The 18,479-nt window shown below is 69.5% G+C and carries 15 protein-coding genes, 2 tRNA genes and 1 other RNA gene; 5 read left to right on the top strand and 13 right to left on the bottom strand.

Annotation, left to right across the window (positions count from 1 at the left end; all coding sequences use genetic code 11):
• Position 1: 1 nt before the first annotated feature.
• Positions 2-304 (bottom strand): WhiB family transcriptional regulator, encoded by a 303-nt coding sequence (locus INP57_RS24290; RefSeq protein WP_200072654.1) that lies wholly within the window; start codon positions 302-304, stop codon positions 2-4.
• A gap of 86 nt (positions 305-390) precedes the next feature.
• Positions 391-1,260 carry a GNAT family N-acetyltransferase gene (locus tag INP57_RS24285; protein WP_233628209.1) on the bottom strand — a complete coding sequence of 290 codons (870 nt, stop codon included), beginning with the start codon at positions 1,258-1,260 and terminating at the stop codon, positions 391-393.
• An 89-nt stretch (positions 1,261-1,349) separates the two neighbouring features.
• Between INP57_RS24285 and INP57_RS24280 the strand changes: the two genes are divergently transcribed.
• Positions 1,350-3,326 (top strand): UvrD-helicase domain-containing protein, encoded by a 1,977-nt coding sequence (locus INP57_RS24280; RefSeq protein ID WP_200072653.1) that lies wholly within the window; start codon positions 1,350-1,352, stop codon positions 3,324-3,326.
• A gap of 13 nt (positions 3,327-3,339) precedes the next feature.
• Here the strand turns inward: INP57_RS24280 and INP57_RS24275 are convergent, their stop codons facing one another.
• Positions 3,340-3,873: a hypothetical protein gene (locus INP57_RS24275; RefSeq protein WP_200072652.1), complete on the bottom strand. Its 534-nt coding sequence runs from the start codon at positions 3,871-3,873 to the stop codon at positions 3,340-3,342.
• 238 nt (positions 3,874-4,111) lie between these two features.
• Between INP57_RS24275 and INP57_RS24270 the strand changes: the two genes are divergently transcribed.
• From INP57_RS24270 to INP57_RS24260, 3 genes are all read left to right on the top strand, one after another.
• A complete protein-coding gene (locus INP57_RS24270; RefSeq protein ID WP_200072651.1) occupies positions 4,112-5,566 on the top strand; it encodes a carboxylesterase/lipase family protein in 1,455 nt (484 codons plus the stop codon).
• Positions 5,567-5,595: 29 nt separating this feature from the next.
• On the top strand, positions 5,596-5,745 hold the full coding sequence (locus INP57_RS24265) for a hypothetical protein (protein WP_200072650.1): 150 nt from the start codon (positions 5,596-5,598) through the stop codon (positions 5,743-5,745).
• A 62-nt stretch (positions 5,746-5,807) separates the two neighbouring features.
• Complete coding sequence (locus INP57_RS24260; RefSeq protein WP_200072649.1) at positions 5,808-7,520, top strand: bis-aminopropyl spermidine synthase family protein; 1,713 nt, start codon at positions 5,808-5,810, stop codon at positions 7,518-7,520.
• Positions 7,521-7,812: 292 nt separating this feature from the next.
• On the opposite strand, the gene ssrA is transcribed toward INP57_RS24260, so the two are convergent.
• From ssrA to INP57_RS24210, 10 genes are all read right to left on the bottom strand, one after another.
• Positions 7,813-8,182, bottom strand: a transfer-messenger RNA (tmRNA) gene (ssrA, locus tag INP57_RS24255).
• Between the two features lie 114 nt (positions 8,183-8,296).
• Entirely contained in the window at positions 8,297-9,226 is a 930-nt protein-coding gene (locus INP57_RS24250; RefSeq protein WP_295145577.1) for an amidohydrolase family protein, read from the bottom strand.
• Between the two features lie 41 nt (positions 9,227-9,267).
• The gene (smpB, locus tag INP57_RS24245; RefSeq protein WP_200072648.1) at positions 9,268-9,744 is read right to left on the bottom strand and encodes an SsrA-binding protein SmpB; all 477 of its coding nucleotides are present in this window, start codon (positions 9,742-9,744) and stop codon (positions 9,268-9,270) included.
• A gap of 35 nt (positions 9,745-9,779) precedes the next feature.
• Entirely contained in the window at positions 9,780-10,682 is a 903-nt protein-coding gene (gene ftsX, locus INP57_RS24240) for a permease-like cell division protein FtsX (RefSeq protein ID WP_200072647.1), read from the bottom strand.
• Between the two features lie 43 nt (positions 10,683-10,725).
• Entirely contained in the window at positions 10,726-11,415 is a 690-nt protein-coding gene (gene ftsE / locus INP57_RS24235) for a cell division ATP-binding protein FtsE (RefSeq protein ID WP_200072646.1), read from the bottom strand.
• A 172-nt stretch (positions 11,416-11,587) separates the two neighbouring features.
• Complete coding sequence (gene prfB, locus INP57_RS24230) at positions 11,588-12,694, bottom strand: peptide chain release factor 2 (protein WP_200072645.1); 1,107 nt, start codon at positions 12,692-12,694, stop codon at positions 11,588-11,590.
• A gap of 99 nt (positions 12,695-12,793) precedes the next feature.
• Entirely contained in the window at positions 12,794-13,291 is a 498-nt protein-coding gene (locus tag INP57_RS24225) for a PadR family transcriptional regulator (protein WP_200072644.1), read from the bottom strand.
• 950 nt (positions 13,292-14,241) lie between these two features.
• Positions 14,242-14,315 (bottom strand) — tRNA-Met (locus INP57_RS24220).
• A 370-nt stretch (positions 14,316-14,685) separates the two neighbouring features.
• Positions 14,686-14,759, bottom strand: a tRNA-Met gene (locus tag INP57_RS24215).
• 92 nt (positions 14,760-14,851) lie between these two features.
• Positions 14,852-17,746: a UPF0182 family protein gene (locus tag INP57_RS24210; RefSeq protein ID WP_200072643.1), complete on the bottom strand. Its 2,895-nt coding sequence runs from the start codon at positions 17,744-17,746 to the stop codon at positions 14,852-14,854.
• 187 nt (positions 17,747-17,933) lie between these two features.
• On the opposite strand from INP57_RS24210, the gene INP57_RS24205 reads away from it, so the two are divergent.
• Positions 17,934-18,455 carry a PPA1309 family protein gene (locus tag INP57_RS24205; protein WP_200072642.1) on the top strand — a complete coding sequence of 174 codons (522 nt, stop codon included), beginning with the start codon at positions 17,934-17,936 and terminating at the stop codon, positions 18,453-18,455.
• The last annotated feature ends 24 nt before the right edge of the window (positions 18,456-18,479 follow it).

Raw genomic sequence — 18,479 nt, 5'->3', positions numbered from 1 at the left:
ATCACGCCGCGGTGCGCTGCTGCGGAGTCATCCGCTTCGCGATCAGGTCCTGCCGTTCGCGCTCGCCGAGACCGCCCCAGACCCCGTAGGGCTCCTGCGCGGCCAAGGCGTGCTCACGGCAGGCCAGCATCACCGGGCAGCGCCGGCAGATCTGCTTGGCCTGCTCCTCCCGGTTGCTGCGGGCGCTGCCGCGTTCGTTCTCGGGGTGGAAGAACTTGCTGGTGCTCAGGTCCCGGCAGGCCGCCTGCAGCTGCCACTCCCAGGTCTCGGCCACCGGCTTGGGCAGCCGCATCGTCGCCGTCATTCGTGCTCACCCACCTAGCCACGGATTCCGGCGCCGCGGTCGTCAGCGCCAACGACGACATACCCCGATCGGGGTGGGTGGACACATCAGTCCAGCAGCTCGTCGACCCGCCGCGCGTAGGCGGTGACGGGGTAGGCGGGCTCGAACCCGCAGGCTTCGGAGAACCGTTCGGCGGCACCGCCTTCCTCGCCGTGCCCGGCGATCAGCCGGGCGCCGCGCGCGTAGAGCTCGTCGACGACCTCGGTCGCCAGCGAGCTGCCCGCGCCCCGGCGCCTGCGGCCCGGCCGCACCACCACGTGTTCGACGAGCCCGATGCCCCGCTCGGTGAACCCTTGTGCGAATCCGGCGAGCCGGTCCGCCTCCGCATCCCGCAGCACCCGCAGCACGCAGCGCGGATCGTCCACCCGGTGCCCGAGCGAGCGGGCCAGGCGCTGCTCGCCGGAACCGCTCAGCCCGGCGTCGTCGGCGATCAGCTCGGCGATGCCGCGCAGGTCGCCGTCCAGCGCGGGCTCGGTGGACACCGTCACCGTCGTCCGAGAACGGTGCAGCTGAGCCATGTTCTCCTGCACGGCGCGCCATCCGGCGTCGTCGGCGATGCCTTCGATCTCGACGACGGTGGACGGCGAGGCGTAGACCACCGCTTCGGAACGCCCCGCATCGGCGAACGACTGCTCCAGCCGGAGCAGCGTCGTGGCTACCTCGGCCAGCGTCCCCCACAGCCCGCAGGCGTGATTCGCGCTGGTCAGCGGGTTTTCCGGGTTGAGCACCGCGTTCGCCGCGCCGATGCGGCCGATCCGGCCGTAGCGGATCGCACCGGAGGCCAGTTGCGCGGTCTCCACCAGTCCGGCCAGGTCACGCGCTTGCCGCGGGTCGAGCAGCGCTTCGTCGTCGGGATCGTGCAGCGGGTCCACGCCTTCCATTGTGGAGGCCACCGGAATGCGGCTCGCCTGCGACATTAAGGTGACGCGCGCTCGCGGCCCTCGAAATCGCGCCGGAAAGCTCTAATGTCGAACGAGCACTGCGTGCTGAAGTCGGGGAGTACAACGTGACCGGGACACACGATCACGGCCGGGAGCGCCTGCGCCGCGAAGCCGATGCGCAATTGCGTGCCCGCCCACCGTTGCCCACGTGGCAGAAGCGGGTGCTCGAACGGTTCGCCGCGGAACACGGCACCGGCTGGTACACGCTGCTGAACCAGTTCGCGCCGCACACCCCGGACAACCGGCCGGACGTGGTGCTGGTCGGCCCTGGCGGCGTGCTGGTGGTGCTGCTGCGCGACGACGAGCCGCATTGGGAAGCGACCCGCGCGGCGTTCGTGTGGACCGCGGAGCTGCTCGCGGGCCTGGCGACGCCGCACGGCCTGCTCACCGAGGCGGCGCTGCGCGCGGTCGTGGTGCACCCGGCGGGCTATTCGGAGACCGGCAACCGCGGCGAGCACACGGCGATCACCGAGTCCGAATTGGACCGGGTGCTGCTGCCCGCGGAGACCGCGCTGGACCCGGCGGACGCGCTGGCCGCGGCCCGGCACCTGGACACCCGCACGTTCGACCTGACCCCGATCGCCTGGAACCCGCACCGCATCCCGCGGCCGCGCGGCGCCGGGCAGCTGGGTTCCTCGGGCCGCGACTCCGGGTTGTTCGAGGTGCGGCAGCTGCGCCAGGAGCGGCTCGACGCGGCGGTGCGCGGCCCGTTCCAGGATTGGCGGCTGTTCCTGGACGACGTGCAGCTCGGCGCGGTGCGCAGGCAGTACAGCGGCCCGGCGCGGATCACCGGTCCCGCGGGCACCGGCAAGTCGGTGCTGGCGCTGCACCGGCTGGCGTACCTGGCGCGGCGCAGCACCGGCGAGTTGCTGTTCACCACGCACTTGAGCGGCCTGCCGAAGCTGGTGCGCGAGCAGTTCCACGCGCTGGCACCGCAGGTGGCGCACCGGGTCCAGTTCCGCAACCTGCACTCCTGGGCGCGGGAACTGCTCGCCGAACGCGGCCGCGAGACCACTGTGGACGATCGCGCGGTGGAGGCGGCGTTCACCGCGGTCTGGGAGCGTTCCGGGCGCCGCGGTCCGCTGGCCAACGCGCGTCCGTCCCGGCTCTACTGGAAGGACGAGATAGACCGGGTGATCAAGGGCCGCGGCCTGGGCACCCTGGAGGCGTACCGGGCCGCGCCGCGGCGCGGCCGGGGCGGTCGGCTAAGCACCGGTTTCCGGGCGCACGTCTGGGAATTCTACTGCGAGTACGAGCGCGAGCTGTGCGAGCGCGGGATCTACGACCACAACGACGTGCTGATCCGGGCGCTGGACGAGCTGGGCCGGGAACCGTTGCCGCGCAACTATTCCGCGGTCGTGGTCGACGAGGTGCAGGACCTCGCGCTGGTCGGGCTGCGGCTGGTGCACGCGATCAGCGGCTCCGGGCCGAACCAGCTGCTGCTTGTTGGCGACGGGCAGCAGCAGGTCTTCGCCGGTGGCTGGCGGCTTTCCGAGGCCGGGATCTCGCTGCGCGGGCGGGGCGAAGTGCTTCGGCGCAACTACCGCAACCGGGCGGCGATCGTGGAGGCCGCTTCCGAACTGGACGCGGTGAACCGCTTCGACGACCTCGACGGCGGGCCTGCCGTGAACCTCCGCAGGGCGCTGCCGGTGCTCTCCGGCGGGCAGGTCGTGCGGTGGAACGGCACCGAACAGCACGAGGCGGTGCTGAGCGCGCTGCGCGAACTCGACGAGACCGCGGAGACCGCGTTGATCACCCGCACCAACGCGGCCGCCCAGGAGTGGGTGGAAGTGTTGCGCCGCAACGGATTTCCGGTGGTCCGGCTGGAGGACTGGGACGGCTCGCCGGACGGCGGCATCCGGGTGGGCACGCTGCACCGGGCCAAGGGCAGCGAGTTCCGCGCGGTGTTCCTGCCCGACGAGCGCCGTCCCATCTCCTACCACCGGGACGAGTTGGAAACCTTGCAGCGCCAGCTGCTCGTCGCCGCGACCCGCGCCAGGGACCACCTCTGGATCGGCGCGTTGGAGCAGGAGGACGAGTGACCCGGCGGAACGCTCAGCGCGGTCCGCGTTTGGGCACGTGACCAAGGCTGCGGGAGTGCGCTTGCGTCGCCTGCACCCACTGCTTGACCGATGGGCGGGAAAGCAGCACCAGCAGCGTGATCACGACCAATCCCATCACCACCCAACCGACGAGACCGGCGACACCGGGGCCGTCGGTGTGCACGCGGGCCGCGCGGGTGGCTCCGAACGCGACGATGAGCGCCGTGCCCGTCGCAGCCAGCTTCATCGGCGCGGGATTCGGGAACTTCGAGTGCAGCAGCGCCGCGGCGCCGAGGCCGTAGAGCACTCCGACGCCCGCGATGATGAAGGCCAGCAGGAGCACGACGATCTCTCCGCCGCCGCTCGCGCCGCTCCAGCCGACGATGAGGGTGTAGGCCGCCAGGCCGAACAGGGCCAGCGCGATCGCGCCGCCGAACACGGTCGCGACGAGCACGGGCACGGGCCGGGCGGACGGCTGGGCCAGAGCTTGCTGCTGCGGCGGCACTGCTCCACCCGGTTGCTGGTTCTGCCACTGAGGTTGCTGCACGATCCGGCACGTTATCCCGCGAACGCTCGCTGCAACCGCGTTTCCGCGAAATCCGGTGCGCGGAAGCGGGCCCGCCGAACCGAGGCGCATCCGCTCTCCGACCGACTCGGAGCGTCGTCGCTAGCATCGGCGGGCGACGTCGACCTAACCGTCCACAGTGGTCACAACGCGCATCGGCCGGTGTGGTGACCGATCCGCGACGAACCGGCGGCCTTCCCCGCCCGAAACGGAGGCAAGCATGATCGTGGGCACGTCGAAGGGCTCCGTGCGCGGGCGGCGGTGCGGTTCCGGACATGCGTTCTCCGCGATCCCCTACGCCGCGCCGCCCACCGCCCGCTTCGCCGCGCCGCAACCGCACCCCGGCTGGGACGGAGTGCGGGACGCGACCCGCCCGGGTCCGACGGCTCCGATGCCCGAGCACCGGCTCGGCCGGCTCGACATGCGCCCGTTCCTGGGCCCGGGATGGGTGCGCGGCGACGACCACCTCACGGTGAACGTGTGGACCCCGGACGCGGCGACCCGCGGGCTACCGGTGATGGTCTTCGTGCACGGCGGCGGTTTCGTGGCCGGGTCGGCGCGGGGATCGCTCTACGACGGCGAATCGTTCGCCCGCGACGGCGTGGTGCTGGTGACGCTGAACTACCGGCTCGGCGTGCCGGGCTGGCTCTCGGTGCCGGGACGGCCGGACAACCGCGGTTTGCTCGACGTGCTGATGGCCCTGCAATGGGTGCAGGAAGAGATCAGCGCGTTCGGCGGGGATCCGGACAACGTGACGCTGTTCGGTCAGTCCGCGGGCGCGATGATCACCGCGGCGGCCCTCGCCGATCCGGCCGCACGCGGGCTTTTCCGCCGCGCGATCAGCCAGAGCGGCTCGGGTACCGGCTCGTTCGCCCCGGCGCAGGCAGAACTCCTGAGCTCGGCGCTGGCCCGCGATCTCGGAGTCCGGCGGGACGACATCCCGGAGATCCCGGATGAGCGCCTGCTGGCTGCGCTGGGCGCTTTGGCGCCGGTGGACCCTCGGGTGCATGGGCGGGCTGATCCGTTCCTCGGCATCTCCCGGCTCGGGCCGGTGCTGGAACGGCCGCCCGCGGAGGTTCTCGCCACCGGAGCCGGGTGCGACGTCGATCTGATCGTCGGCACCACCGAGGAGGAGGCCAACCTCTACCTGGCCGACCAGAAGTCCACAATGGACGATGTGCGAGTGGTTGCGGCGCAAGCACATCCCGACCCGGATCGGCTGATCGCCGCCTACCGCGAGCAACGACCGGGCGCCTCCGCGGGCGAACTCCGCTCGGCGATCTGGAGCGACGGCGTGTTCGGCGCGGGCAGCCGCAGCCTCGCCGACGCGCACTCCGCGCACCCGGCAGCGACCTACCGCTACGAGTTCGCCTGGCCGTCCCCGGCGCTGGAGGGGCAGCTGGGCGCGTCGCACGGCGTCGAGCTGCCGTTCGTGTTCGACCGCGCGCACGACCCCGAGCTGCACGGCCCCGAGAAGCTGCTGGGCGAGCCGGAAGCACCGGCGGAACTGGCCCGGGCGATGCACTCGGCGTGGATTTCCTTCGCCACGAACGGAGATCCCGGATGGCCGCAGCACGTGCCCCCGCAACGGCGCACCATGCGCTTCGCCGAAGAATCCGCAGTGGTAAACGATCCGCGTCCGGTCGAGCGCGCCGCCTGGTACGTGCCGAGCTGAGCACCGCCCGCCCTTCCATTGTCGAGGCGATGAGCCGCGGGACCGCCGCGCCGTGCCCGGTGGAAGCGGGAATCATCGATCCGGAGCTGCTCGGCGAAACCCGTGTAACCGATCGGACGGGCACCGTCGAGAACTGGCTCCGCGAAGGTCTCGAGAACGGTTACGCACTGGTCGACTGAACGCCCGAACCGCAGCACAACCAGGGTCCACCAGCGCATTCGCGCTGTGGGAGAGTACGCCCGTGCCCACCGACGAAACGCCTTCAGCGCCTGCCCGCGACGCACTGGAGAACGCGGAACAGCTGGTGTCGGCGGCCGGTGCGCACGCGCGTCCGTTGCGCGAGATCATCGCGCTGCTGACGGAAGGCCCGCACACGCTGGCGTCGCTGGTCCGGCTCTCCGCGGTATCCCGCCGCGGCGTCGAGGCGGTGCTGGAAGCGGTCGGCCCCGACCTGATCACCGGCGAAGACGGCATCCGCCTGCGTCCGGATCGCGCGGAAAGCTACCGGGAGCGGTTCGGCTACCAGCAGTTGCGGCGAGTCCGGCTGGCCGATCCGCTGGCGCCCGCGCTGGAACGGCACCGATCGACGATCGACGAGATGGATCGCCTGATCGCGGCGGCTCCGCGGGGACGGCAAGCGCTGGACCACGTTTCGGCGACCGCGGAAACGGTGGTGCGGCGCGCGTTGTGGCTGGACGCGACGTTCGACCTGTCCGGTGCGCAGTTGCTCTGCGCGGGCGATCACGACCTGACGTCGCTGGCGGTGGCGCAGGTGAACACCGGTGTCGCGATCACCGTCGTCGACGTGGACGAGCGGATCCTGGAGTTCATCGACGAGCAGGCGCGGCGGCGCGGGCTGAACATCCGCTGCCTGTTCGCGGATTTCCGGTTCGGTTTCCCGAGCGCTGCCAAGGAATCCGCGGACCTGCTGATCACCGATCCGCCTTACACGCCCGAGGGCGTGGCGTTGTTCCTCTCCCGCGGCCTGGCGTCGCTCCGGGACCGCGAGCTGGGACGGCTGGTGCTGGCCTACGGCTTCGGGGAGCGGCAGCCGACGCTGGGGTTGAAGGTCCAGCGGGCGATCCAGGAATTGCACCTGGTCTACGAAGCGATCCTGCCGGACTTCAACAGCTACGCTGGCGCCCAGGCCGTGGGCAGCGCCAGCGACCTGTACGTGTGCAGGCCGACCTCGCGGACGTGGAAGGCGTTCGACGCCCCGGCGCGGTCGTCCGCACCGAACATCTACACCCATGGCGCGCAATCCCTGGAAGGCGCGAACGCCGCACTCGACGAGCCGACGATCGAAGCACTGCGCACGGCCGCCACCGGCGAGCAGGACCTGCCGCTCGCGGTGCTGGCCGACGGGTGGCAGCCCTCGTTCGGCAACATCGGCCACGTGCGGCTCGGCACGCTGATGTCGAGCGGGCTGCCCGCCGCGATCACCAGGCAGCCCTCGTTCGCCGTCGCAGCCGACCTCTCCGCAGACCCCGGTCCGTGGTTGCTGCGCGTCTTGCTGGCGGTCAACGCCGAACGAGTCGTCCTGCTGGTGCCCGGCGAGCACCCCGACGTCGCAGGCGAAACGGCTCGGCGGGAGTTGGGCGACCTCATCGCGGACAAGTACGCGCTGCGATTCCGCCGCAACGAGCCGGATTCCCGCTACGCGCTCGTCGAAGCCGCGCTGGTAGGCGCTCCTTCCGCGCGGCTGACCCGCCAGTTGCTGGACCGGGCGCACGGCAAGATCGGCAACGTGTGGCGCGACGGGCTGGTCCGGTTCAGCCGCGACTCGGCGCGAGGGCCGATGACGAAGAACGCGGCGCGGGAACGCATCCAGCTCACCGCACGGCGCCCCGATCTGCTCGAGGCCACGCTGATCGAACTCCCACGCGGCCGAATCCGAGAGCTCTGCGAAGAAGCGGCGGCATCGCTGGAGAACCGCGAGCCGTCAAAACCCTGACATTGCCTTGTAAACCGCCCGCATTGTTCAGCGACCATGGCGGTACGGACGACGCCCACGTCGATCGGAAAAGGCGAACACGGTGCGGACACGCCGGACTCCGATTTCGCCACCGGCTCCAGGCAGCTGCCATTTCCGAAGGCTGGTCCACGACCAAGCCACCAACAACAAAACGGTGCGGAGCCGACAAAAGCCGACCACCGCACCGTGGGGGCCTGCGGGGGCTCGGCCCCCGCAACTAATACGACGGGCACCGGCGAACCCGCAGCCGCGGTGAGCAGCACCCGCCGCCTCGTGGAGGTGCCGGGAATCGAACCCGGGTCCTCCGTCGCTTCACCAAGACTTCTCCGTGCGCAGTCCGCTATGCCGCTACTTGGCTCCCTCGGTCTCGCGAACTAGCCGAGGTGACGAGCCCAGTCGCTGTTGGATGTCCCACCAGGCCCCGCGACCGGTCCTGATGGTGCAGCCTCCTTGTCGATGCCGGATTCCGGGTCGGAGGCGTACCCGGTCCGACAGAGTTGCTCCTCGCTCAGGCAGCGAGGGCGAACTCGCGCTGACTCTTGTCGGCGCTTATTTGTTCACGGCGACGCTTTCGGTGGTCTCCCGCCTGCACCGGCACGCTTCTCTTGGATCAACTCACGGAGTCGAAACCGTTCACCCCCTTGTCGGCTGCCATCGAGCGCAGCCGTACCGTTCATTCACTTCCAGGCCGCTCGGGCCTTCCCACAGCATAACGTGTGGCCCTCGGCAGATCATTCCAATATCCCCGAACCTCGTCACGCCTGGTCAGCGCCGTCGACGCCGAGCAGCCGGGCCGGATTGCGCAGCAGCGCCGCACGCAGGAAGTCGGTGCCCAGGCGGTCGTCGGCCCCGGCCCAGCCCGCGATCGCCGCGAGCTGCTCCGCGTACGGGTACGGGATGTTCGGGAAGTCCGTGCCGAGCACCACGCGGTCGCGTACGGCGGCCAGTTGCGCCGACCAGTCAGCCGGCAACGGTGCGAACTGCTCGGTGAAGGCCACCCCGACCATCGTGGTGTCGAGGTGCACCCGCTCGTAGCGGTGCACCAAGTCCAACGCCGCGCCGTACTCGGGCATTCCGGCATGAGCGAGGACCGCGGTCAGCGACGGATGCCTGCGCAGCACCTCGCCGAACACGTCCAGCCCGGTGTGCGCACCGCGCAGCGGGCCGTGCCCGCAGTGCACCACGACCGGCACGCCGGCTTCGGCGAGCCTGCCCCAGCATTCGTCGAGCAGCGGGTCGCGCGGGTCGAACCCGCCGACTTGAACGTGCACCTTGACGCAGCGGGCCCCGGAATCGAGCGCGGCGCTCAGCGAGCGGGCCATGCCCGGCTCCGGGTAGAGGGTGGCCGTGGGCACCGCACCGGGCGTGCGCGCACCGAAATCCAGCGCCCACTCGTTCAGCCACTCCGCCATGCCGGTCTTGTGCGGGTACACCAGCGGCGCGAACGTCGTGACGCCGAGTTCGCCGAGCAGCCGCAGCCTGGTCGGCTCGTCGTGCCGGTAGTGGATCGGCCAGTCCATGCCGTAGTGCGTGCCTGCCTGGTCGAAGTAGGCCCACACCTTCTGCAGCACGCGTTCCGGCAGGAAGTGCGTGTGCAGATCGACCAGGCCGGGGATGCCGAGCTCGGCCAGCCACGGCCGCACTTGCGCGTCGGTCTCCGGTCCCGTCAGTTCCGGCCCAGTCACGTCCGGCCCAGTCACGTCCGACCCAGTCACGTCCGACCTCGTCACACGCGGCCCTTGCGCACTCGGCCGACGTGCCGCGCCATCTCCCGCTCGGCGTCCCGCTTGGCCATGTCACGCCGCTTGTCGTGCGCCTTCTTGCCGCGCGCGAGGGCGAGTTCGACCTTGGCCTTGCCGTCGGAGAAGTACATCGACAGCGGGACCATGCTCAGCCCGGTCTCCTTGATCTTGCCGAGCAGCCGGTCGATCTCCCAGCCGTGCAGCAGCAGCTTGCGGGACCTGCGCGGCTCGTGGTTCGTCCAGGTCCCCTCGGTGTACTCGGGGATGTGCGCGTTGCGCAGCCACACTTCGCCCTCGTCCACGGTGGCGAACGCGTCCACCAGCGACGCCTTGCCCTGCCGCAGGCTTTTCACCTCGGTACCGGTCAGCACGATGCCGGTCTCGTAGGTGTCCAGCACCGACCAGTCGTGCCGCGCCTTGCGGTTCTGGGCGATGAGCTTGCGGCCGCGTTCCTTCACCATGCTTCGACTCTAAGCCAACTGGTCAAACCCATTTCCTAGAGCCGCACGTACAGCCGCAGCGTGACGTAACCGGTGGTCGCCGAGATCGCCGCCGCCACCAGCAGCATGATCGGGGAAACCGCGCCGATGTCGGCGTAGCCGATCTCCGGGATGATGCCGGTGCCGAACACCGGCCCCATGACCCTGTCGATGAACGCCGCCTTCGATATCAGCAGTCCGACGACCGCCAACACCGCGCCGAGCAACCCGGACACCATCGCTTCCAGCAAGAACGGCAACTGGGTGTACCAGCGCGTGGCCCCGACCAAGCGCATGATGCCGGTTTCCGTTCTCCGGTTGAACGCCGAGAGCTGAATCGTGTTGGAGATCAGCAGCAACGCGCCGAGCGCCTGCACCAGCGCGACCGAGAACGTCGCGTTGCGGATCCCGTTGAGCACGTTGAACAGCCGGTCCAGGTACTCGGCCTGGTCGACGACGCTGTCCACGCCGGGCTTGCCCTCGAACTTCTGCTGGATCGCGCCGAACCGCTCGGGGTCGCTGAGCTTGATCCGCAGCGAGGCGGGCATGGCTTCCTTGCGCGCCACGTCCCGCAGCTCCTGCATGTTCTCGAACGCCTTCTGGAAGTTCGCGAACGCCTGGTCCCGGTTCTCGTACTTGACCGACTGGACACCGGACGACTGGGTCAGCTCGCCCTTGAGCCCGGCGCACGGCTGCTGCGTGCAGCTGCTGTCGTTGGCGCTGATGTCGTCGGTCAGGAACACCACGACCTCGACCCGGTCCTGGTAGACGTCCTGCATCCGGTCGATCAGCCGGACCACCAGCAGACCCCCGCCGAGCAGGCCGACCGAGATGGCCGTGGTGAGGATCATGGCGATGGTCATCGTGACGTTGCGCCGAAGGCCGTTGATGACCTCGCTGAATACGAAGCTCGCGCGCATCTTGGAGTGTGCTTCCTGGCTGGGTTCGGGGGTGCGGGACGGGTCAGCGGCCGACGCCGTAGACGCCGCGGGCGTCGTCGCGGATCACTCGGCCGACGCTGAGTTCGACGACGCGGCGCCGCATGGAGTCAACGATCGAATGGTCGTGCGTTGCCATCAGCACTGTGGTGCCGGTGCGGTTGATCCGCTCCAGCAGCAGCATGATGTCTTGACTCGTATCGGGGTCGAGGTTGCCCGTCGGTTCGTCGCACAGCAGGACCAGCGGACGGTTCACGAAGGCGCGGGCGATCGCCACGCGCTGCTGCTCCCCACCGGAGAGCTCGTGCGGCATCCGGTCCGCCTTGCCGTCCAGGCCCACCAGCTGCAGCACTTCCGGCACCACCTTGCGAATGGTGTGCCGGGGCTTGCCGATGACCTCCAGCGCGAACGCCACGTTCTCCGCGACGGTCTTGTTGTTCAGCAGGCGGAAGTCCTGGAACACGCACCCGATGCGCTGGCGCAGCCGCGGGACGCGGCGGCGTGGGAGTTTCGCGACGTTCCAGTCGGCCACGAACACCCGGCCCCGGGAAGGCACTTCCTCGCGCAGCAGCAGCCGCAGGAAGGTCGACTTCCCCGAGCCGGAGGGGCCGATGAGGAACACGAACTCGCCTCTGTCGACGCCGACGGAAACATCGTCGAGCGCGGGGCGGGTCGAGGTCTTGTAGCCCTTGGACACGTGCTCAAGCCGGATCACGGGCGGTGAGTTTACCTGCGACCGTTCGGGGGATTACGGCTCACCCGGGCCAGTCCGCGAGCACCCCGAGATCGGGGTTCCCACCGCAGGTCAGCGCTTGATCATCGGCCCGGTGGGCGATCGGCTCGGTTCACCCGCAAGGGCGGCGGGCCGCTCGGCCCGGCGGCGTCGGTCAGGCCGCGGCTTCCTGCTGGCGGCGCCAGCGGATGCCCGATTCCAGGAACCCGTCGATCTGGCCTTCCAGCACCGCCTCCGGGTTGCCGACCTCGTGCTCGGTGCGCAGGTCCTTGACCATCTGGTACGGGTGCAGCACGTAGGAGCGCATCTGGTTGCCCCAGCTCGACCCGCTGTCCTTGAGCGCGTTGAGCTCGGCGCGCTCCTCCTCCCGCTTGCGGGCCAGCAGCTTGGACTGCAGCACCCGCAGCGCGGCGGCCTTGTTCTGCAGCTGCGACTTCTCGTTCTGGCAGGAGACCACGATGCCGGTCGGCTGGTGGGTGATCCGCACGGCCGAGTCGGTGGTGTTCACGCTCTGCCCGCCGGGACCGGAGGAGCGGTACACGTCGACCCGGATGTCCTTCTCCGAGACTTCGACGTGGTCGGTCTCCTCCACCACCGGCAGCACTTCGACCCCGGCGAACGAGGTCTGGCGGCGGCCCTGGTTGTCGAACGGGGAGATCCGCACCAGCCGGTGGGTGCCCTGCTCCACCGACAGCGTGCCGTAGGCGTAGGGGGCGTTCACGCGGAAGGTCGCGGATTTGACGCCGGCTTCTTCGGCGTAGGAGGTGTCGTAGACCTCGACCGGGTAGTCGTGCCGCTCGGCCCAGCGCACGTACATCCGCATCAGCATCTCGGCGAAGTCCGCCGCGTCGATGCCGCCTGCTTCGGCGCGGACCGTGACCATCGCGGAGCGTTCGTCGTACTCGCCGGACAGCAGGGTGCGGACCTCGAGGGCATCGAGTTCCTTCTTGAGCCGGTTCCGCTCCTCGTCGGCTTCGGCGACGCTGGCCTGGTCGCCCTCGTCCTCACCGAGCTGGTAGAGCACCTCCAGGTCTTCCACCCGCTGGCGCAGGTCGGTCACCTTGCGCAGCTCGTTCTGCCGGTGCACCAGCTGGCTGCTGACCTGCTGCGCGTGCTCGACGTCGTCCCACAGGTCCGGCTTGGCGGCCTCGGCCTCCAGTTCGGCGATCTGCGCGCGCACTGCGTCCAGGTCCATGACGCTCTCGATGCCTTCGAGCGTGGTGGACAGTTCCTTGAGGTCTGCGGCGACGTCGGGATTCACGGTGTTCAAGGGTACTTCACCAGCGGGCTCCGGCCCACGAGGACGGGCCCCGCGGCACCGGAAACGATTCCCCGGCCCACCGCGGGCCGGGGCTGCGGCTCATTCCGGAATGGCGTCGAGCAGTTTGATGATGGCTCGGTTGTGCGCGACGGTGAAGTCGGCCGCCGCCTTCTCGTACGGGTCGTCGGCGGCCTTGGCGGCGTTCTTCGCCTCGTCCAGCTTCGCGGTGTACTGCGCGCGGGCGGATTCGACGAGGGCGGTGCGCTGCTTGGCCGTCAACTGCCCGGCGTGCACCAGGCGCAGGATGAGCGGGCTGCGGACGTTGTCCGGCCCGGGTTCGGTGTTCAGCCAGGATTTGAAGGCGCGCTTGCCCGCGGCGGTGATCGCGTACTGCTGGCTGGAGCGGGGGCCTTGCTTGCCGAGCCGCAGCAGTCCGGACTCGGTCAGCGCGGGCAGTTCCCGGTACACCTGGCTGCGGGTCACGCTGAAGAAACCACCGAAGCGTTCGGTGGCGGCAGCGACGAGCTGCCCCCCGGTCTTCGGGCCGTCGTGCAGCAGCCCCAGCAGGGCGGCGGATGTCGCGTTCAGCTCAGTCACGAGTCCCACGGTGCCACGGCCCTCCTAGGCTGTCCACAATGGTCGGCCGTTCTGTCCACTGTGGTTGCAGCGGACTGCTCCGGGTGGACCAGCGGCCGTCTGCGGTGCGTGAGCGGATGCCTCCGTCCTGGCGTGCTCCAGGGCACATCGCTCTGCCAGAAAGGCGAACGGGGCGCCCGCCTGCTCGTTCCGGAGCCTGTGCGAAGAGTCCGCAGCGGCCTCCGTCGCTACCTGATCGTGCGGTCTACCTGCACGAAACGGTGCGGTTGAGCGCCAAATAGGACGGTCACTGCGCGTTACTCGACATGCTGTGCCGACTGATCGTCGTTCCGGCGGTCGTGTTCGGACGGAGGTCGAGGATGTGGCGCGGCGGCGGACTGCTCGGATTTTTCAGTTGTGTGCGCAAAAAATTTCGCTCCAGGCGTCACGTGTGCGCGGTGTGCACCCGCCCGATGCGCCCGCTGCCGGGTGTGGCGCCTGCGGATCGCCTGTGTTCCCCCGCGTGCGCCAAGATCTGGGCGCGCTCCACCCGATCTCCTTGACTCCCAACACTTTCCTCGCACTCGCACCGTCCTCTTACGCCACAAGCACCGCTCCCTTCCAACCCCCATACCCCAGAACACACCCCCACATGCCCGAATCCACAACCCGCGCCCCACGCGAGACCCATCGACTTACCGATGAGCCCGCAGCACCCCACCTCACACCGCGATGCGAAGCGAGCCCCGCAGGCCCACACAAGACACACCAAGTCGAAGCGACCACGACTGCGACTCGACCGCCCCGCACATTGCTGGTCGCTCCCCAGGCCCTTGGACTCGAAACGCAAGGAACCAACGCGCCGCAACCACCGCACCGTGGGGGCCCACGGGGACTCGGCCCCCGTAAAAAACCGCCCCAAACGGGAAGAGGCCCCCGCCAACAGGCGGGGGCCTCAAACAGACTGCTCGTAGCGGGGACAGGATTCGAACCTGCGACCTCTGGGTTATGAGCCCAGCGAGCTACCGAACTGCTCCACCCCGCGCCGTCTTTCGTTGTTGTGCCGCTAACTCTACACCCCGGCGAACTCCTCCAACGCCCACCCCCTCCAAACCAGTCCCTGCCCTCTGGACACCCACACCACTCGCATCTCCACCGCAGCTCACACCCCTCCCACACCAAAACCCGCGGCACCACACCACGACGCGAAAGCGAGCCCCACACACGCACACAGACAGCTGCCCCCCCCCCGATTATTGGCCGCTCCCCAAGCCCCCAAAAACCGAAAGGTGAGGAGCCAGCACCGCGCAACCACCGCACCGTGGGGGCCTACGGGGGCTCGGCCCCCGTACAAACACCGCCCCAAACGGGAAGAGGCCCCCGCCAACAGGCGGGGGCCTCAAACACACTGCTCGTAGCGGGGACAGGATTCGAACCTGCGACCTCTGGGTTATGAGCCCAGCGAGCTACCGAACTGCTCCACCCCGCGCCGTCTTTCGTTGTGCCATCAGCTTACGCGACGGCTCGTCGGGTGAAGAACCGGGGGGTGGGTCGCGTCGCGCGGCGACCCACCCCCTGGCCTCAGCCGCCGTTGCCCTGGAGTTGCTCGAACCGGGCGATGGCTTGGTTGAGCTGCTGGAACGAGGTGCCGAGGTCGCCGAGGTTGCCGGACTGCTGCGCGGAGCGGACCTGTTCGAGCGCGCCGCGGATGTCCGAGACGGCCTGCTGCAGCTCGGGTGTTGCTTGCTGCCCGGGCTGCCCGGGCGGTTGCTGCTGCTCGGGCGGTCGTTGCTGCTCCTGTCCGGGGCCGGTGGCGTCGCCCGCGCCTGCGCCGAAGATCTGTTCCAGTGCCTTCGGCAGGGTTTCGGCGAAGCCGACGTCGCCGCCGAACGAGACGAGCACCCGCGCGAGCTGCGGGTAGGAGTCCTGCTCGTTGCGCTGGATGTAGATCGGTTCGACGTAGAGCAGCCCACCGGCGACGGGCAGCGTGAGCAGGTTCCCGAAGATGGGGCGGACGTTGGGGTTGTTGAACAGGGTGCGGTTCTCGGTGACCTCCGGGGTGGATTCCATCTGGTTCTGGACCTGGTTCGGCCCGGCGGTCTGGGTGTTGGTGGGCAGTCGCAGCACGGTGAGCTTGCCGTAGTCGCGCGGGTCGGAGGAGGCCGAGACCCAGGCGGCCATGTTCTGCCTGCGCAGCGCGGTGAGCGCGCTGGTGAGCTGGAACTTCGGCCGGTCTTGGCCGGGGACTTGGGCGACGACGTAGTACGGCGGCTGCTGGTTGCCTTGCGCGGCGGAGCCGCCTTGCCCGTTGCTGGTGGGGTCCGGCGGGACTTCCCAGAAGGTCTGGGTGGAGTAGAAGTCCGCCGGGTTGTCCACGTGGTATTCGGTCAGCAGGCTGCGCTGGACCTTGAACAGGTCTTCGGGGTAGCGGAAGTGCCTGCGCAGTTCGGGGCTGATCTCGCTGGAGGGTTTGACGGTTCCGGGGAACACGCCTTGCCAGGCCTTGAGCACCGGGTCCTGGTCGTCGACGGAGTACAGGTCGACGCTGCCGTCGTAGGCGTCGACGGTCGCCTTCACCGAGTTGCGGATGTAGTTGATCTGCTGGTTCGGCTGGCGCTGCACCCCGGGCAGCGTGTCGTTGGTGGCTTCGCCGAGTTCGGTGAGTTCGGAGTACGGGTAGTTGTTCAGCGTGGTGTAGCCGTCGACGATCCACTTGATCCGGCCGTTGACCACTGCCGGGTAAGGGTCGCCGTCGACCTTCAGCCAGGGCGCGGCCTTCTGCACCCGGTCGCGCGGGTTCCGCTCGTAGATGATCTTCGAGTTGTCTCCGATGGCCTGGTTGAACAGGATGTTCCGCTCGGTGTAGTGCGCGGCGAAGATCAGCCGGTTGAACCAGTTCCCCAGCGGCACGCCGCCCTTGCCCTGGTAGGTGTAGGCGCTGCGGTCGGTGTCGTACTCCCGCGGCGCGTCGCCCGGGTCGCCGCCGACGATGGCGTAGGTCGACGCGAGTTCGCCGAAGTAGCTGCGCGGCTGGTCCACGGGGATCTCGCCGCGGCCGCCGTTGGCCACGTCGCTGACCGAGAACACCGGGTAGCCGCCCTGGGTGCGGCCTTCCTGGTAGGTCGAGTCGACACGGTCGGCCGGCGCGCTGACGAACCCGTTGCCGTGCGTGTAGACCATGTGCTGGTTGATCCAGGACTGCTGGTTGGCGGCCAGCCCGTTGGTGTTGATCTCACGCAGCGCGACCAGGTAGTCCTGCAGCTGCCCGTCCGGGCCGCGGTAGCGGTCCACGTCCAGCTTGTCCGGGAATCCGTAGAAGTTGTACTGCTGGGTGAGCTGGGTGAACGTGTCGGACAGCACGCTCGGGTCCAGCAGCCGGATGTTCGGGATGGTGCCGGGGTCGTCGGCGACCTGCTGCGGCTGCAGGTTCGTCACCCCCGGGTAGTCCTTGACGTCGACGTTTTCCGGGCCGATCTTGAAGGCGTTGCGGGTGGCGTCGATGTTGCGCTTGATCGACTCGGCTTCGCGCTGGTTGGCGTTCGGTTTCACGGAGAACTGCTCGAGCAGCGCGGGCCCGACCGCGCCGACCAGCACGCTGGAGAGCACCAGCAGCACCGTGGCCAGCGCCGGGATCCGCAGGTCGCGCAGGAACACCGCGGCGAAGAAGGCGCAGGCGCAGAACACCGCGATGCACAGCAGGATCAGCTTGGCGGGCATCAGCGCGTTCAGGTCGGTGTAGGTGGCACCGGTGAACAGCGAGTTGCGCTGGGACAGCAGCAGGTCGTAGCGGTCGAAGAAGTAGTCGACGGCCTTGAGCAGCACGAAGATCCCGGCGAGCACGGCCAGCTGCACGCGGGTGGGCGCGGCGAGCTGCCCGGCACGTCCCGCCAGCCGGACGCCGCCGAAGATGTAGTGCGTGACCAGCGCGCCGAGGAACGCGACGGTGACGGCGACGAAGCTCCACGACAGCAGCCACCGGTAGAACGGCAGCTCGAAGGTGTAGAAGCTGATGTCGTGGCCGAACTGCGGGTCGGTCTTGCCGAACGGGACGCTGTGCAGGAACAGCTGCACGGTCTGCCAGTCGGCCTGCGCCGCGAGCCCGCCGAGCACGGCCACCGCGACCGGGATGCCGATGGCGAACAGCTTCGGCCGCGCGCTGATCACCGTGCGGTACCGGGCGAGCGGATCTTCCGGGCCGCTGACCGGGACGAACACCGGGCGGGTGCGGTAAGCGATCCAGAGGTTCAGCAGCAGCACCGCACCGAGGAAGACCGCGGCGGCCGCGCCGAGCGCGACGCGGGTGAGCACCTGGGTGGTGAACACGCCGCGGTAGCCGACTTCGCTGAACCAGAGCCAGTCGACGTAGGCACCGACCAGGCTGGACCAGATCAGCAGCGCCACCAGCACGATCCCGCCGATGATCAGCAGGATCCGGCTGCGCCGGGACAGTTTCGGCATTCCAACCGGGGGCCGCATGGCCACAGCGCACACTCCAGGCGACGATCGACGGGCCGGCGGGGTGCACGGACCCCGCATGATGTTCAACTCTACGACGTCGCCGGGGGTTTCCCGGAGCGCACTCGGATTCCGGCGAATCCGGCATCTCGCCCGCAGGTCACGGCGGCTGCGCCGCACCTGCGGTCCGGCTGCGACGATGACCGGCATGTCAGCCGCTTCCGGCGAGGAGCTCGCCGCCGCCCTGCCCGGTTCCGCCCGCGAGATCGAGGAGTTCGTGGCCGCCGCGGGCTGGGATCAGCCCGCGCAGATCTTCGCGCTGGTGCCGACCGCCCAGCTGCTGGCCAACGAGCCGAACCTGGCCGAGGAACTGGATCCGGAAGCCCCGCTGACGCCGATCGCGCAGGACTCGCTGCCCGCCGAGGACCTCGGCGACGCGCTGTCCCGGGTCGCCTGGCCCGAGCAGGTCGCCGGGTGCGCGCTGGTGCAGGAGATCGTGGTGCTGCCGCCGGAGGCCGAGGCGGAACTGCCCTCCGACGACGAGCAGGCGCGCGAGACGGCGGCCGAACATCCGGACCGGCAGGAGGCGCGGCTGGTCGCGGCGGTGCTGCGGGACGGCGGTGAGACCTGCGTGCTGCGGCTGCGCGTGGCCGAGGAGGGCGAGCTGATCCAGGATCCGTCGCTGGCCCCGAACCTCCTCCGGGCGCTGCATGAAACCTTCGCCGCCTGACCTTCCGCCGACGCGCCGGTGCTT

Origin of the sequence: Saccharopolyspora galaxeae (assembly GCF_016526145.1) — a bacterium.
Classification (GTDB): domain Bacteria; phylum Actinomycetota; class Actinomycetes; order Mycobacteriales; family Pseudonocardiaceae; genus Saccharopolyspora_C; species Saccharopolyspora_C galaxeae.
The sequence above is the reverse complement of the archived record's forward strand: the minus strand, read 5'-3'. Positions and strand labels throughout refer to the sequence as shown.

Coding starts and splice junctions, on each gene's coding strand:
- ftsX (WP_200072647.1), bottom strand. CDS start 10,682: ATGCGCGCGAGCTTCGTATTCAGCGAGGTCATCAACGGCCTTCGGCGC.
- INP57_RS24205 (WP_200072642.1), top strand. CDS start 17,934: ATGTCAGCCGCTTCCGGCGAGGAGCTCGCCGCCGCCCTGCCCGGTTCC.
- INP57_RS24265 (WP_200072650.1), top strand. CDS start 5,596: ATGAGCCGCGGGACCGCCGCGCCGTGCCCGGTGGAAGCGGGAATCATC.
- INP57_RS24270 (WP_200072651.1), top strand. CDS start 4,112: ATGATCGTGGGCACGTCGAAGGGCTCCGTGCGCGGGCGGCGGTGCGGT.
- INP57_RS24285 (WP_233628209.1), bottom strand. CDS start 1,260: ATGTCGCAGGCGAGCCGCATTCCGGTGGCCTCCACAATGGAAGGCGTG.
- smpB (WP_200072648.1), bottom strand. CDS start 9,744: ATGGTGAAGGAACGCGGCCGCAAGCTCATCGCCCAGAACCGCAAGGCG.
- INP57_RS24290 (WP_200072654.1), bottom strand. CDS start 304: ATGACGGCGACGATGCGGCTGCCCAAGCCGGTGGCCGAGACCTGGGAG.
- INP57_RS24210 (WP_200072643.1), bottom strand. CDS start 17,746: ATGCGGCCCCCGGTTGGAATGCCGAAACTGTCCCGGCGCAGCCGGATC.